A 15,694-nucleotide genomic window follows, 5' to 3' on the forward strand; every position below is an offset into this window, starting at 1 on the left:
CAATAGGAAATAGTTGTTACTATTTTGGGCGGGCAGCCTATTGTTCTATTTTGAAAAATGTATTGAAGCTTACTAGTGCAGCTGTAAACACTGTATAATAAATTGTAATTAATGCTAATAATAGTAAGGTGGTTGTTAAATAATACAACCAACCAATGCGGATCAAAAAAAGGAGGAGACTAAAACTCTTATGCCTTTGGCGGTTCTGGTATTATATCTTTTGCAAAAAGAAAATGATGCCTTTCATTGGAGGGATAAGCAAAAAGGATGTTTGGAATGGATGGTTTCGGCACTACTAAAAATATAATTGGCTCAAATACCTTGGTAATTGTGTGTTTACTATTTTGATGTAATTGTTCTGAGGTATTTCCTTTCTTTGAAGTTTTTGGGAAACCGTTTTTACAGCTTGTTGTAGCTTCTGTAAAATAGTCAGCAATTGAGTCAATATCATCGTAATCCACCAAGTAATCGACATTGTACACAGGAGTGTACATAATGGTATCAATACCTTGGCTTAGTATTTGACATGCCATTATTATCAAAAAGTATTTGATAAATAGTTGTTTCAACGCAAATTCATTTATGAACGTCTGCAAAATACATGGATTTGCAATGGTGATACGTTAAAATTAATATAATAACAAAAGGGGCCACCATGGAAATGGCAGCCCGTTTCGTTCATTACTGAACTTGCGTCAAAAAAAACCGAGTTGATGCTTCAGTAGCATTTATTTTATAGTTTAATCAATTTTTCCTTCTGGTTTTTTGTTTACATTACGGTAGGCCCAAGCAAAAATTAATGGGAATACCCATAGAGAAAATATCATTGCACACAAAATACCACCAATTACTACCCTCGCTAATGGTCTTGAACTTTCTGAACCAATACCATGCGAAATAGCTGCAGGGAAAAGCCCGATAGCAGCCATCATTGCTGTCATCATTACTGGTCTGATTCTAGAGTTAACACCTAGTTTGATGGCACCATAAAGCGAACCAGCTTGTCCTTTTATTTTATCTAAATTTTGTTTGAAAACAGTAATTAGTAATACCCCATCTTGTATACAAATACCAAATAATGCAATAAAGCCAATACCTGCCGATATACTAAAATTAGTACCTGTGATATGTAAGGCAAATAAACCACCTACAATGGCAAATGGTACATTCAAAAACACTAAGCCTGCATCTTTTAAGTTGCCAAACATGGTAAACAGTAATAAGAAAATTAAGAGTAAGCTTATTGGCACCACTTGTAATAGTCTGCCTTCTGCTCTTTTCTGATTTTCAAAATCGCCTTGCCAAGCCATTCTGTAGCCTCTTTTTAATTTTACCGCTGCGTTTACTTTGTCTTGTGCTTCGGCAATGGCGCTACCCATGTCACGTCCTCTTACAGAGAATTTTAAAGCAGCATATCTTTCATTGTCATCTCTAAAAATTAAGCAAGGGCCAGTCTTTTGACTAATAGATGCAATTTCTTTAATGGGTACTTTCGACCCACTTTGTGTAGGCACTAACAAATTACCAATATCTTCTGGTGTTTTTCTAAATTCTTCTGGGAGGCGAATTCGAATATCGAACGTTTTAATGCCCTCATATAAGGTTGACGCTGCCAAACCACCAATAGCCATGGCGATTACAGAGTTGGCGTCTGCAGTTGCTACGCCATACAAAGCCATTTTTTGTTGGTTGAGTTGAATGTCTAATTCTGGTTGGCCAATATTATGTATTACCCCCAAATCCTCAATACCATTTATTTTTTTCATGATCTTATTCACCTCTTCTATCTTCGATTCCATATAATTCAGGGAATCACCATAAACTTTCACACAAATAGATCCTTTTACACCCGACACAGCTTCTTCCACATTGTCCATAATCGGCTGCGAGAAATTGAGATTAACGCCCGGAATTACTGATAAACTTTTGTTCATCGAATCTATTAGTTCCTCTTTAGACATTTTTGGTTCCCATTCAGATTCAGGATATAACATTACCGAAAATTCGTTATTATAAAAACCAGCAACATCTGTTCCGTCATCTGGTCTACCAGTTTGCGATACACAATATTTTACTTGCGGAAATTGTATTAATATTTTTCTAGCTTTTGTCGATACTTCTACCGATTTATCGAGTGAAATGCTGTAAGGCGTTTGGATACGCAACCAGATTGAACCCTCGTTTAATTCTGGTAAAAACTCAGACCCCAAATATTTAAAGGAATAAATACCCAATACCATTATTACAAGTGATATTGGTATTAATATTTTTCTTACTTTGTAGGCCTTACTAAAACCAAAAAGCATAAAACCCGTGAGGTGGTGTACAAAAGGATTGTGTTTTTCATGCACGTTCTTCTTTAATAGTAAGCTAATTAGCACAGGTACTAAAGTAAGTGTTGTAATTAATGCACCTAAAAGCGCAAAACCCAACGTGTAAGCTAAAGGCGAGAACATTTTACCTTCTACTTTTTGGAAAGCGAAGATTGGTAATAAGCCAGTGATAATGATGACTTTGGCAAAGAAAATGGCTTTACCTAATTGAGCACCATTATTTTTGATAAGACCAAATTTGGCAAGTTTATTAAACCGCTCCATACCCACATTCATGGCTTTATGGTCTAGAATCACAAACATCCCTTCTACCATCACCACGGCACCGTCTATAATAATACCAAAATCTACTGCACCAAGTGACAATAAATTAGCACTCATGCCCATTAAACTCAGGCAGATAAATGCAAATAATAACGCCATAGGTATAATCATTGATACAATCAATGTGGTACGCCAGTTAAACATAAATAAGGATACCAACAAGGTTACCAATAAGATACCCTCTATCAAATTATGTAATACCGTATGTGTTGCATATTCTATCAAATCTGACCTGTCGTAATAAGACACGATTTTAGTGTCTGATGGCAAGACAACATTATTCAGCTTTTCAATTTGTTGTTTTACAGCTTCTACCACTTTAGAAGCATTTTCGCCTTTACGCATTAATACGATGGCTTCTACCACATCTGGATCATCGGTAATGATCCTTTTTCCTTTATTATCTTTTAAACCATCTGCTCTTGCTACCCAACCCAAACGTGGTACATTTGATATGGCTACTTCTGCAACGTCTTTTACTAAAACAGGAATACCATTATTATTAAGAATAACAATATTTTTTATTTCGTTGATGTCGTTGAGTAAACCAATACCTCTCACCACATAAGCTTGGTTGTTTTGGATAATAATATCGCCCCCGATATTAATATTGGTTTTTTGTACTGCTGTAAATACATCAAGTGGGGTAATACCTAAAGAAGTAAGCTTGCCTGGATCTACTTTAATTTCGTAAGTTTTTGTTTTACCCCCAAAACTTACAATATCGCCCACGCCTGGTACTGCACGCAATTTTCTGTCAATAATCCAGTCTTGCATGGTTTTTAATTCCCTAACATCCCTTACCGTACTTCTTAAACTGTACCTAAAAATTTCACCTGTTGGGCCAGTAGGAGGTTGTACAGATGGCTGAATATTATTAGGAAGGGTTGCATTTTGCAACAGGTTCATTACTTGTTGCCTTGCTTGTGGGTCTTTAACATCATCATCAAAGATGAGTTTTACGTACGACAAGCCAAATATAGACGTAGAGCGTAAACTTATTTTTTGCTGAACTGGGTTCAGTGCAATTTCGATAGGAATAGTAACAAATTTTTCTACTTCTTCGGCGCTTCTGCCTGGCCATTGTGTAATAATGCTAATCTCTGTGTTTGTTACATCCGGAAATGCCTCTATGGGCATATTTTTGAATGTAAAAATACCTGTTACAATTAACGCTAAAGAAGCTAATAAGATGAAATATTTATTCTTTAGCGAGAAGCCTATAATGTTTTTTATAACCTTAATCATTGGATTGATTTATGAGGTAAAAATTAGTTATTTAATGCATCGTAGAATAGGATAGCTTGTGAAGCAATTATGATATCGCCTTCCTTTACACCACCTAATAAGTAGGTCTTATCTCCTAAAGTGCTTAATACTTGCACCGGTGTAATATCTGCAACACCTTTACCTTGGTATTTTAATACATAATATTGGCTATGGTCAAATATTAAGGCACTGGAAGGAATACAAATAGCTTGTTGATTTTCTTTGCTTAACACGGTTACACTTGTAAACATTTGTGGCTTTAATGAATAATCTGTATTTGGAAGTACAATTCGTACTTTCATTACTTTGTTAGTAGGGTCTAACACATTTAGTATTTTATCCACTTTGCCTTTGAATATCTTCCCAGGATAAGATAATGTTGTAATATTTACCTCGTCGCCTAAATGCACATTCCCAATATTTGATTCATACACATTCGCCTGAATCCACACATTTTTTAAATCAGATATTGCAAAAATGCTATTTCCATTATCGGCTCTAATAGCCGTATTATTGGTAATATTTTTTTGCACAATAAAACCACTAATAGGGGCTTTTACCACATAATCGCCCTGAGTATTATTGCCATTAATTTTTAAAACACGTTTCACTAATTGCAACTGCGCTACTGCTTGGTCGTAATTGGCTTGTGCGGCTGTAACCTCAAGTTGAGAGGAAAGTCCACTAGCAAACAGGTCTTTAGCAGCATCTAATTGTTTTTTTGTGGCTGTTAGATTGGTTTCTGCTACAATCAAATTATTGCTATAGCCTGCCATTTCACTACTTTTTATAATAGCCAAAGTTTGACCAGCAGTTACATAATCGCCAATTTGCACTTTTACATCTTGAATATTACCACTTACTAATGGGTAAATATTTACTTGATGATCTTGGTCAAAATCTACACTACCAGTTAAGGTTAACGCATTTAGCAATGGACATTTGCTCACGGTATCTATACGCATACTTTTTTGCAAAGAGTCTGGTATAATATATTTCTCTTTTTCAGCAATCACGTTTTCTGGGTGACTTTTGCAGCTTAACAATCCTACATTTATAAAGAAAAGAACAACAAGGTATTTGCCCGATTTTAAAAAAACTGAGTGATTCATGTCTGAAAGTATTTTAGTTGAAAAAATTTGCGCCAGTATAAAAGTTTAAATCTTCAAATGTATTGGCGTAGTTAGATTGCAGGGTATTTATTTGAATAACATTTTGTTTGTAAGAATCATAGAAATCTAAAAAATCTAATAAACCGAGATTTCTTTTTTCGTAGTTGATAAGCACTTCATTAAGTAGCCTATCGTAATCTTTTAAAAATTTCGGATCTATTTTTTGAAACAATTTATTGTTATCATACGCTTTTAGTAAGGCTCTATTTATTTGCTCTTCCAAAGTTGCTTCAATGCTTTTTTGCGTTGTTGCATTCACATCTATCTGTATTTTGGCCGATTTAATATTACCTTGGTTTCTGTTGAAAAAAGGAAGATCGATAGCAATACCTCCCGAATTAAAGTTGCGGGCATAGCTACCCTGTCTATCATAGCTTAAAGAAGCTGTCAAATCGGGAACTGCTAATGCCTTTTGATAGCTATAGTTCAATTTGCTGATATCCGTGTTGGCCTTAGCCATTAACAAGTCGGTTCTATTTTTATAAGCTGAATCGATAAGTGTACTTACAGAATACTGTGATGGCTGCAACCCCATTACTTTATTATTGTCTACTACTGGTATAATGTAACTGTTTTTTGCCTGTAAAACCAAACGTAGCTCACTTTCCGTATCGTTTATTTGGTTAATAAGATCGTTGTATTCACTTTGCAAGCTATACAACTGCGCTTTTACACGTATGACTTCTTTTTCTGAAATATAGCCTTTGCCATTTTGTTGGTTAAAAGCGTTGACAACTTGTTGTAATGCAGCAATTTCCTTGTCATATACCCTTGCCGATTGTTGCAGATAATAGATGGTAAAAAAATCTGTTCTTAATGTGTATTTTAGCGTTCTAATCAAATCGTAGAATTGATATTCTGCTAATTTAGCATTCGCCTCGGCAATTTTTATTTGCTTATTTCTTTTGCCTGCCAATAAAATTAACTGAGAAACAGATACGGCAGTTTCTGCGTTCTTAAAGAAATTAGAACTGGGATAATTTGATTGATCATCGTGTAATGGAATCAACGGTCCTCTGCTTAAAGAAAAATTTGGGTTTGGCAATAATTTGGCTTGTATAATCAATGCTTTTTGTGCATCAATATTATATTTCTGTGCCAGTACCAATAAATTTTGTTTAAGAAACATCGTTTCTGCACTATCTAAGCTAATTTGTATAGAATCTTTCTGGAATAAGCCGGGCTGAGCTATTACATGTAAAAAATTTACATTGCAAAAGACTAATATAATAAGCCCTTTCTGCCATCCGTATTTTATTAATTTGTTCATCATATAATGTTTATTATAAGCAAATACTCTAATTATAAAAGTCCAATGACTGAATCGTTATAAAATAGTGATGTTTTGTGCCGTAAGTAAGATGAAATAATTGCATACAAGTGTAGCCAATATCATCTAGCTTCTACATTAAATTATCGTGATTAGCCGTTACGCTTTGGTAAAGCGGCTACTTCACCATCCTTATGTAGTCGTTATAGGACAGCATTAATTTAAATAATTAAGCTTCTTTGGGCGGCGGAGGCGTGACATCTTTTGAAAACAAGAAAGAATACTTTTCATCTAAAGGATAAACAAACGATACAACGGTAATAAATTGTTGGTCAACGCTAAAATGAAACGGCTTAGGCTCGTATATTTTTATTACGTTATGTTTAATAGATTGGGTATTTTTTTGTTCGCCTTGCTTTTGTATCTCGGGAAATGCATCCTTATAGCCTAAAACTATTTCGGAGATATATTCTACCGCAGAATTGATATCATTGAAATCCGAATTTGCAGTACTATGCGGATTATAAATAGGATGAAAATCTATGGCATCAACACTAATATTAAGTATCTGTATAGCTAGGATAAACAATAGATACTTACTAATAATATGTTTTAAAGAGATATTCATAAGCCTTTGCAATATTACGCTGAATCTCGTTCAAAAAAACGTTAATTGTATTAAGTGTTTTTATTTTAAGCCAATTTTAAATAAAAAGCCCCGCAAATTAGTCGCAGGGCTTTTTATTTAACTATATCAATTTCTTATTTTTTAACTTCAGAAGAACCTAATGGTTTGCTTTTTGCAAAGTCAACCAAAATAGGCGCCGCTACAAAAATAGATGAATATGTACCAGTGATAACACCAATCAGCATCGCAAATGCGAAACCTCTTGTAACCTCACCACCAAAGATGAATAAGATTAAAATGGTTAAGAATACGGTTAAAGACGTCATTACCGTACGGCTTAATGTTTGGTTGATTGCTCGGTTAATGATGGTAGCATTAGATTCACCTTTCATCAATTTACTATCTTCTCTAATTCTATCGTAAACAATTACGGTATCGTTCATAGAGAAACCAATTACAGTCAATATCGCTGCAATAAAGTGCTGATCTATCTCTAATGGGAAAGGCACAATTTTACGTGCAAAACTGAATACAATAAGTGTAACGAATACGTCGTGTAACAAAGAGAAAATAGTACCTAAGCTATATCTCCAATCACGGAAACGGATGAAGATATACAAACAGATAACCAAGATGGCAAATATAGTAGCTTTTTGAGCACCCGCTTTTAAGTCATCAGAAATGGTAGGTAATACAGTTTGTGAACTTTGTTTGAATTTGGTATCAAATTCAGCATAAGAAGTTCCAGCAGGTAAATGGTTTGCTAAGCCTTTAAATAAAGCTGCTTCCACCAGTGAATCGATATTTTTACCAGTTTCATGTATTCTATAAGCAGTGGTGATGTTTAATTGATTGGTACTACCAACTGTTTTAAGAATTGGTGTTTGGCCGCCAAATTCAACTTTCAACTCATCTGCTAGTTTCTCTTGGTTTACAGCTTGGGTAAATTTAATAGTATAGCTTCTACCACCAGCAAATTCAACACCTTGGTCGAAACCATTGAAATAAGATGCAATACCTAAAATTAATACCACCGCAGAAATACCGTAAGCTATTTTTCTATATTCAATAAACTTGAAAGATGCATGTTTGAATACTTTTTTAGACAAACCAGTAAAATAATCAAAGTGGCGATTTTTACCCATGTATAAGTCTGTAACCAAACGTGAGATTAAGATACCACAGAATAATGATAAAACGATACCTACCATTTGCGTAGTAGCAAAACCTAATACAGGGCCTAAACCGAAGTAAGCCAATATAGCAGCCGTTAAGAAAGTGGTAACGTGCGCATCTAACACTGGTGATAGTGACCTTTTGTAACCATCATTTACTGCCGTGGCGTAGTTTTTACCCTTGGTAAGCTCTTCTTTAATACGTTCGAAAATAATTACGTTCGTATCTACCGCCATACCAATTGTTAATACCAAACCTGCAATACCTGGCGCCGTTAAAGTAAAGCCTAACGCAGCCAAAATACCAATAGTAAACAATAAGTTTAATATCAACGCAATATTAGCAACCCAGCCTGCTGTATTGTAATACACAAGCATTAAACCAAATATAACAATGAAAGAAATTAAGAAAGATAAAGCACCACCTTTTAAAGCAGCTTTACCAAGTGTTGGCCCAATCACTTGGTCCTGAACAATTTTAGCTGTTGCTGTCAATTTACCACTCTTTAAAATATCTGCTAGTTCTTGCGCTTCTTTTACCGTGTAATTACCACTAATAGAAGAATTACCACCTGTAATGGCTTCGTTTACATTGGGTGCAGAATATACAAAGTTATCTAGTACAATAGCAATGGGTTTACCTACATTTTTGCCAGTCATTTTAGCCCAAATGTTGGTACCCACTTTATCCATATTCATTTTAATAGATACTTTACCTTCTGTAAAGTCTTGTACGGCTTCAGCAACGTGTTCGCCCTCTAACTCAGCTTGACCATTGTCTAACGTTTTAATTGCGTATAACTGTAAAATAGTTTTTGATACAGCAGGATCTTCGCTGTCTACTTTACCATACATCAACACCATATTAGCAGGGAACTTGCTTTTCGCAATATCCATACGTAGATACGCATTCAATTTGCTAGTGTCGATTGCTTTTACATAACCAATAGCTGCAGGAAAAATCGTTTGACCGTTTTTGCCTTGTTGTGGTTGTGTAAATTGAATTAAACGTCTGATAGGTGCTTCGTTGGCTTTATAAGCAGAACTATCCACTTTGCTATTTTTTGCAACACCACCTTTCGCTAAATCAGATAATTTTTTGGTTTTAGAAGTATCTACCGCAGCTACCGATGCAGTATCTTTTTTAGTAGTATCAACTACTGCCTTGGTACCATTTAGATAGTCTTGCACAGCTTTATCAGCAGCTACAAGACCATCGCCTACTTCGTTTAAGTTATAAACTTCAAAAAACTGTAAGTTGGCGCTAGATTGGATAATTCTACGTACTCTTTCGGGGTCGTTAGCACCAGCCAATTCTATATTAATAACCGCTTTTACTTTATCGGGGTTAATGCTTGGAGACGATACACCAAAACCATCAATACGTGTGGTTAATACACGCAGAGTATTGTTAAAGGCGCTTTCAGCTTGGTCACGTAAATAAGCCGTTACTTTAGCGTCGCTATCGTCAAACTTAATTTTACCATTACTTTTTCCTGCAAAGAGCGGTGCTAAAGTAGCGTTGGGGTTATCAGCTTTAAACTCGTTGGTAAACAACGTGATAAAGTCTGCGCCACTATTGGCTTTTTTTGCTATGGCTGCTTCAAGGGCTTTGTTAAACGCAGCGTCCTTGCTGTAGTTAGCAAGTGCTTTTACCAAGCCATCTAAACCTACTTCCACGGTTACACTCATACCACCTTGCAAGTCAAGACCAAGTAATACTTCCTTGTCTTTTGCACTGCGGTAGGTTGTTAAACCAAATGGACCAATTTTAGTGTCTTTGGTGCTGTCTAATAAGCGTTGTAAGCGAGCTCTTTTTAGCTCTTTCAATGTGTCAGCATAAAGTGCTTTTAGCGCTTCATTGTCTGAATACTTCTTGTCAGCAGAAGGATAATTTGCTGATACCCATTTGTCAGCCTTAGCTTCCATATCGCTCTCGTGGCTATGTACAAACCACGTAAATGATAATTGATAGATACAGATAAGAATTAGGGCAATCGCAAAGAAGCGTACTAAACCTTTCAGTTGCATAATTAGTAACGGTTTAAAAATTTTTAAGTGGGCAAAGATAGGGGGTAAAGGTTATGAAAAAATCCAAGCCAAAAACTGGGGATTTTATTTGAAAATAGGCTATTTATTGGGTAAATTATCATAATTAATTACGATATTCTAGCTAATTTTCTCTTTGCCTTAGCTATTATGATTAATGGTGTCTGATAATGGTTCTTCTAGAGTTGATGGCTTGCTTCTATCCCTTTTGGCCAAAAGTTCTAGGTACTGCTGTTCTTTATTTTCCCATTGAAAATTGCGGTACAGCCAAGCCATAAATACGGTGATAATGAGTAATGCCAATGCAAATACAATGGCGCTCATTTTACTATTAGCCACCATATTTGCCCGCTCGAACCAGCCTGTAATAACCACCACGATAATAGCTGCGCTAATGCCCAAACCTACCGACATACCTTTTACAAACTCTACAAAGCTCTGCCTGTAGGTGTCTCGTTGTTTGGCCCAGTACACAATAAAGTCTTCTTCTTGTTTTGTAAGCATGTAGCAAAAGTAAGGCAATAGTTGATGGTTAAAGGGCGATGGTCCACGGTCGATGGTCCATAGTCGATAGACCATAGATGGTAGACAATAGACCATAGACCATAGACGGTAGACAATAGACTATATATTATAGACTATCGACCATCGACTATCGACCGTGGACTATGGACTATGGTCTGTCGTCTATCTACCATTAGGGGTAATACAGCGCACACTCTGGGTAACGCAACGCACACTCGGGGTAATGCAGCGCTTATTAGGGGTGGCATTACGCACACTCCGGGCAACAAAAAGCATATTCGGGGTGGCGTAGCGCATAGTGGGGGCGAAGTGGCGAACATTAGGGGTAGTATAACGCACACTCGGGGTGACAAAAAGCATACTCGGGGTAAGCTAGCGCACACTCCGGGCAATAGCTACCGCACGGCTACAAAAAGAAAGCCCGCTTTTAAACGGGCTTTGTAGTAGAACTAGGGGGTGTGATGGTTGGTTTAGTCGCTTTTACCTGCTTTAGAGCGGCTGCATACGATAGGCGGCTGCTAATGGCTTTGTCTTTCTTAAAAAAGTCAGCCGCTAGTTTTACCACATCCATTGCTTCGTTGTACAAATTATTAAGCGCAATGTTATGGTCTGCTGTTTGGTTAGGTTTATTGAACTTAAAGCTTTCCTGGTTAATATTGGCATTGTTCATCGTTTCGGCATAGCCCACCAAGCGATTGAGTAAATCGTTATTTATGTTTTTGGTTAATAAATCAGCTTTTACTTCTGGCGTTATCTTTTTATTTATACGAAACAGCAGGTTAATTAAATCAGATTGTGACTCATTGTTTTTGGCATTATCATAATATGTATCATAGCCAAATGTTTTTAAATATTCGGTAAGCGTGTTTTTGTCTTTCACAAAAGTGGTGAGGCGTTTTTTTAGCGTGGTAAGGTCATCAAGCGCCGTTACTTGAATACGATGCAAGGCCATGGTCGCTTTTCGTAGTGCTTCGGCATCGTCAAAACCCAAAAAGGTTTTAAAGCTATTGGTAATTTTTTGCTCAATGTTTACCAAAAAAGGTGGCACCCACAAGGGAAACTCGCCTTCTAGTTTGGTTTTCTGTTCCATCACTACTGCAAATAGCAGTGATATTGCGGTAATCATTTCATCTACGCTACCCTTAAACTGACGTTTAACAGTGCTTTTGGTTCCTTTTGACATAACAAATTGTTTTAAATGCTAATTTAGGAAAAGGAAATGATATAGTACAAATAATTTTATTGGGTGGCAGGAACTTTATTGGTGATAATCAATAATAAGTTTTATCTATTTTTGAATTGCAAGTCATTCTAAATATCGATGTGTTCTAAACTAACAATACTGATTCTACTTTTTTCAACGCAAAGTTTTGGACAAATCAATAAACTTTATCAGTTTAGAAGTCAGAATAATAAATATGGGTTTATTGACAAAACTGGTAATATTAAAATAGAACCAATTTATCTTGTTGTAAAAAAGTTTAGTGACGGCCTATACTTTGTTTCGAAAGAAGTAATTACGAGGGGTTATAAATGGGTTTGCATCGATACTTTAGGCAATGAAGTGTTTGACATTCAAGACAATTTCCCAGAAACAGATTTTAGTGAGGGGTTTGCTCGAATTAGCAGCTTAACTAGGCAGTGGTTTATAAACAAAAAAGGAATAAATCAGTTTAAAAGAACATGGAAAGATGGTTACCAAGCATTTACTAAGGATATTGCTTATGTAAGTAATATTCCGTTTTCAAATTTCTATCCTATTGATACTACAGGACGCCGAATTGGGAATAAAACTTATTCTAGAGTTGAGATTTATCAAAACCTCAAGAGCAATTCCTTAGTATTTTCAATAGACACTTTGGTAAAATTTAAGCAGGATAGTTTATGGGGTTTTAAAAATGAAAACGGCGACATTGTTATAAAACCAAAATTTTACTTTGTGGATAGATTTCAAAACGGTCTATGTGCTGTTAGATTAAGCTATCAAGAATTTGATGTTGTTAACGATTACTTTTTTGACGCTATAATTAATACAAAGGGAGAGATTGTTAGTCAACAACCAATGCATTGCTATATGGGCTTACAGGGTGACTTTATTGAATACTACGGGGGCTTTCATTTTTCAGGTGGCGTTCATTATCTTGACAAAAACGGGCAAAGAGTAATTCCAAAATAATAGACAAGGGATTTCGCAGTTTTTAATATATAGGGCAGGCAAATGTGTATGAACATACCAATAACTTTTGATGGAACATCTTATCTTGACCAAAATACTTTAGCTTCGTAAAGCATCATATTTACACATATACACAATCTCACAGCATGAAAAAAGTAACAGGTATTGGCGGTATCTTTTTTAAATGTAAAGACCCAAAGCAATTGTCAGAATGGTACAAAACGCATCTTGGTTTTGATGCCAACGACTATGGTGCCACTTTTGAATGGCGAGAAGAAGCAGACCCCAATAAAAAAGGTGCTACACAATGGAGTCCTTTTTCTGAAACCACTACTTATTTTGCCCCGTCTACCAAAGACTTTATGATTAACTACCGTGTAGAAAATCTTGAAGCATTGGTAGAACAACTAAAAGCAGAAGGCGTAACTATTGTAGACAATATTGAAACCTACGAATATGGCAAGTTTATACATATTATAGACCTTGAGGGTAATAAAATAGAGCTTTGGGAACCAAGTGAGGAATAAGCAAAGCAAAGAAGCAGAAAGAGAGTTGTGGGAAGTGGGCAGTGAATGCTGAAAAGAAGCCTATTGTTTCATGCTACTCATTAAAATATAACCGTCTGAAAAGGTTTTAAGTGTATCTAAACGTCGGTGCTGCTGTATGGTTTCTAACCTTACAATACTTGGGTTATCAAACTCATTAATAAACCATACAATATAATGCGGTTTGGAACTGTAAAAGTCTTGTACCTCCTTAGTGTGAGCTATTTCTGGTACGGTTTCGCAACTTAGTCCGCTAAAAAAATATACAGCGTCGTTGGCATTGGCATAAATAGCCATGTTAGGGACAAAGTAGTCGTGTTGCTTTTCTAAAAACTGCACAATAGGCGATTGCTGCCAAGTAGCATCGGTATAGCCGGGTACGCCATAGCGAACAACCATGCCCCGCCAATCATCCAACCATAAATATTGCTGGTACTGAAATAAACCAATAACGGTAAGACATGCGGCGGTTGCAACCCTTCTAGCTGCCGCTATTTTTAGTTGTTGCAGGGCAGGTGGTAGCCAATAACTAGTAGCCAAAAGCATAGGTATAAAAGCAGCCGATAATAATCGGTTATTAATTGGCTCGTACCGAGAAATAGATGAGGTAATAACAATAAATGCCACATACATAATAAACCCAACGGAAGCAATGTTTTGATAGCTATAGATGGCTTGTTGTTGCCAGCAGCGTTTTGCAATTATTACCACCAAAACTAGAAATAATACACAACCGATAAATGTGGCATATGGGTGTAGTATTTGTGGTAGATGTAACCAATCGTACACAACCGAGCCATACAATTGTACATTATTAGTAAAAGGTGTAACACTTTTTTGCCTCATCCCTGTTAAAGTATCTTGCAGCAAATAGTTGTAAGACAAGTTGGCAATAAGAGGTAATAAACTAACGATACCAAAAGTTAATAAATGCCACCATTTTCTGCGCCATACCAATTGGCCATCCATCAATATTACCAAGCCTGCGATGGCTATAAAAGTAACGCCTGCAAAGCGTGTAACACAGGCTAAAGCGGCGATAGCGCTTACTTGCATTAATGATTTAAGGCTATAATTAGTACCGTATTTGTGTAGAAATATAAAAAATAAGACAAGTAAGAGAATAAACAAGGTTTCGCTCCACAACATGCTATAAATTTCAACCAGCGAACTGCTGATAATTAGGCAGCTTAATAGTAGCCATTTGTACAGTTTATGGCTTACCATTTGTTGTGCCAAGCAGCCAACCATAAAAATAACTGCAGCAAATAAAAGCGCATTGATGATGGGGGCAATGGCGATAATATCGTGTTGAGTAATAAATATGATACTACCTAAAAAGCTAGGATAAAAACAAGGAAAAATAGTTAGGGGCATGCCATCAAACTGGTACCAAAATCTGCCATGCTGCATGTTGCGAGCGACACTGGTATAAGTAAGCGAATCTGGCGAAACACCAATACCATGTTGTATTGCAAACCAATAAATAATACTTGCACCAATACAAGCCGCAATCAGTGCGTCTATATTGTGTTTAAAAGTAATATTTTTGGTTGGTTTCATTGCAGTTATGATGGCTGGCTGCTAAGATAATAGAAACCGCGATAGTAGACTTATTGAAGTATATTTTAATACAATAAAACCATCACTGAGTTTTGCTAACTTGTATATACTGATGCGTTAAAATGGTGGTATAAATTCTTGATGAACTATTATCTTCGCCTAATATAACCTATTACTATGGCAGAAGATTTAAAAATAACGATAAAAGGTACTAAGGAAGAAAAGTACTTAGCATTATTACCTCAAATAGCTGCGCTTGTAGAAGGCGAAAAACATTTAATAGCTAATTTAGCTAATGTAACAGCAGCTTTAAAACAACAGTTTGGCTGGTTATGGGTAGGCTTTTACCAAGTAAAAAACGACCAACTAGTGCTTGGGCCGTTTCAAGGACCAATCGCTTGCACAAGAATTAATAAAGGGCGTGGTGTATGCGGTACAAGCTGGGCAGAATCCAAAACCATTATTGTGCCTGATGTATCAAAATTTCCTGGTCATATTGCTTGTAGTAGTGATTCAAAAAGCGAAATTGTAATACCAATTTTGGTGCATGGAGACGTGGTTGCCGTATTAGATGTTGATAGCGACAAACTTGACGATTTCGATATGATAGACCAGAAATATCTAGAGCAAATTATCGGTTTTTTAAAGTTTAAATAACACCAAAC

General features: G+C 36.1%; 12 protein-coding genes. 3 read left to right on the plus strand and 9 right to left on the minus strand.

Features of this window, described 5'->3' with window-relative positions; genetic code table 11:
• Positions 1–188: 188 nt before the first annotated feature.
• The 8 genes from ACFOW1_RS10860 to ACFOW1_RS10895 all read right to left on the minus strand — a co-directional run bounded on the left by ACFOW1_RS10860 (position 189) and on the right by ACFOW1_RS10895 (position 11,928).
• Positions 189–533 carry a hypothetical protein gene (locus tag ACFOW1_RS10860; protein ID WP_379014230.1) on the minus strand — a complete coding sequence of 115 codons (345 nt, stop codon included), beginning with the start codon at positions 531–533 and terminating at the stop codon, positions 189–191.
• Between the two features lie 207 nt (positions 534–740).
• On the minus strand, positions 741–3,905 hold the full coding sequence (locus tag ACFOW1_RS10865; protein WP_379014232.1) for an efflux RND transporter permease subunit: 3,165 nt from the start codon (positions 3,903–3,905) through the stop codon (positions 741–743).
• Between the two features lie 23 nt (positions 3,906–3,928).
• Positions 3,929–5,038 carry an efflux RND transporter periplasmic adaptor subunit gene (locus ACFOW1_RS10870; RefSeq protein ID WP_379014233.1) on the minus strand — a complete coding sequence of 370 codons (1,110 nt, stop codon included), beginning with the start codon at positions 5,036–5,038 and terminating at the stop codon, positions 3,929–3,931.
• Between the two features lie 13 nt (positions 5,039–5,051).
• Positions 5,052–6,368 carry a TolC family protein gene (locus ACFOW1_RS10875; RefSeq protein ID WP_379014234.1) on the minus strand — a complete coding sequence of 439 codons (1,317 nt, stop codon included), beginning with the start codon at positions 6,366–6,368 and terminating at the stop codon, positions 5,052–5,054.
• 229 nt (positions 6,369–6,597) lie between these two features.
• The gene (locus ACFOW1_RS10880) at positions 6,598–6,996 is read right to left on the minus strand and encodes a hypothetical protein (RefSeq protein WP_379014236.1); all 399 of its coding nucleotides are present in this window, start codon (positions 6,994–6,996) and stop codon (positions 6,598–6,600) included.
• 134 nt (positions 6,997–7,130) lie between these two features.
• On the minus strand, positions 7,131–10,202 hold the full coding sequence (gene secDF, locus ACFOW1_RS10885; protein WP_379014237.1) for a protein translocase subunit SecDF: 3,072 nt from the start codon (positions 10,200–10,202) through the stop codon (positions 7,131–7,133).
• Positions 10,203–10,361: 159 nt separating this feature from the next.
• On the minus strand, positions 10,362–10,724 hold the full coding sequence (locus ACFOW1_RS10890; RefSeq protein ID WP_379014238.1) for a hypothetical protein: 363 nt from the start codon (positions 10,722–10,724) through the stop codon (positions 10,362–10,364).
• Positions 10,725–11,172: 448 nt separating this feature from the next.
• Positions 11,173–11,928: a hypothetical protein gene (locus tag ACFOW1_RS10895; protein WP_379014240.1), complete on the minus strand. Its 756-nt coding sequence runs from the start codon at positions 11,926–11,928 to the stop codon at positions 11,173–11,175.
• 138 nt (positions 11,929–12,066) lie between these two features.
• On the opposite strand from ACFOW1_RS10895, the gene ACFOW1_RS10900 reads away from it, so the two are divergent.
• Entirely contained in the window at positions 12,067–12,921 is an 855-nt protein-coding gene (locus ACFOW1_RS10900) for a WG repeat-containing protein (protein WP_379014242.1), read from the plus strand.
• A gap of 146 nt (positions 12,922–13,067) precedes the next feature.
• Positions 13,068–13,448, plus strand: coding sequence for a VOC family protein (locus ACFOW1_RS10905; protein ID WP_379014243.1), 381 nt, complete (start codon positions 13,068–13,070; stop codon positions 13,446–13,448).
• 60 nt (positions 13,449–13,508) lie between these two features.
• On the opposite strand, the gene ACFOW1_RS10910 is transcribed toward ACFOW1_RS10905, so the two are convergent.
• Entirely contained in the window at positions 13,509–15,029 is a 1,521-nt protein-coding gene (locus tag ACFOW1_RS10910) for a hypothetical protein (protein WP_379014245.1), read from the minus strand.
• A gap of 177 nt (positions 15,030–15,206) precedes the next feature.
• On the opposite strand from ACFOW1_RS10910, the gene ACFOW1_RS10915 reads away from it, so the two are divergent.
• Positions 15,207–15,686: a GAF domain-containing protein gene (locus tag ACFOW1_RS10915; RefSeq protein WP_379014246.1), complete on the plus strand. Its 480-nt coding sequence runs from the start codon at positions 15,207–15,209 to the stop codon at positions 15,684–15,686.
• Positions 15,687–15,694: the final 8 nt, after the last annotated feature.

Origin of the sequence: Parasediminibacterium paludis (assembly GCF_042651445.1) — a bacterium.
In the GTDB taxonomy this organism is placed as follows: Bacteria; Bacteroidota; Bacteroidia; order Chitinophagales; family Chitinophagaceae; genus Parasediminibacterium; species Parasediminibacterium paludis.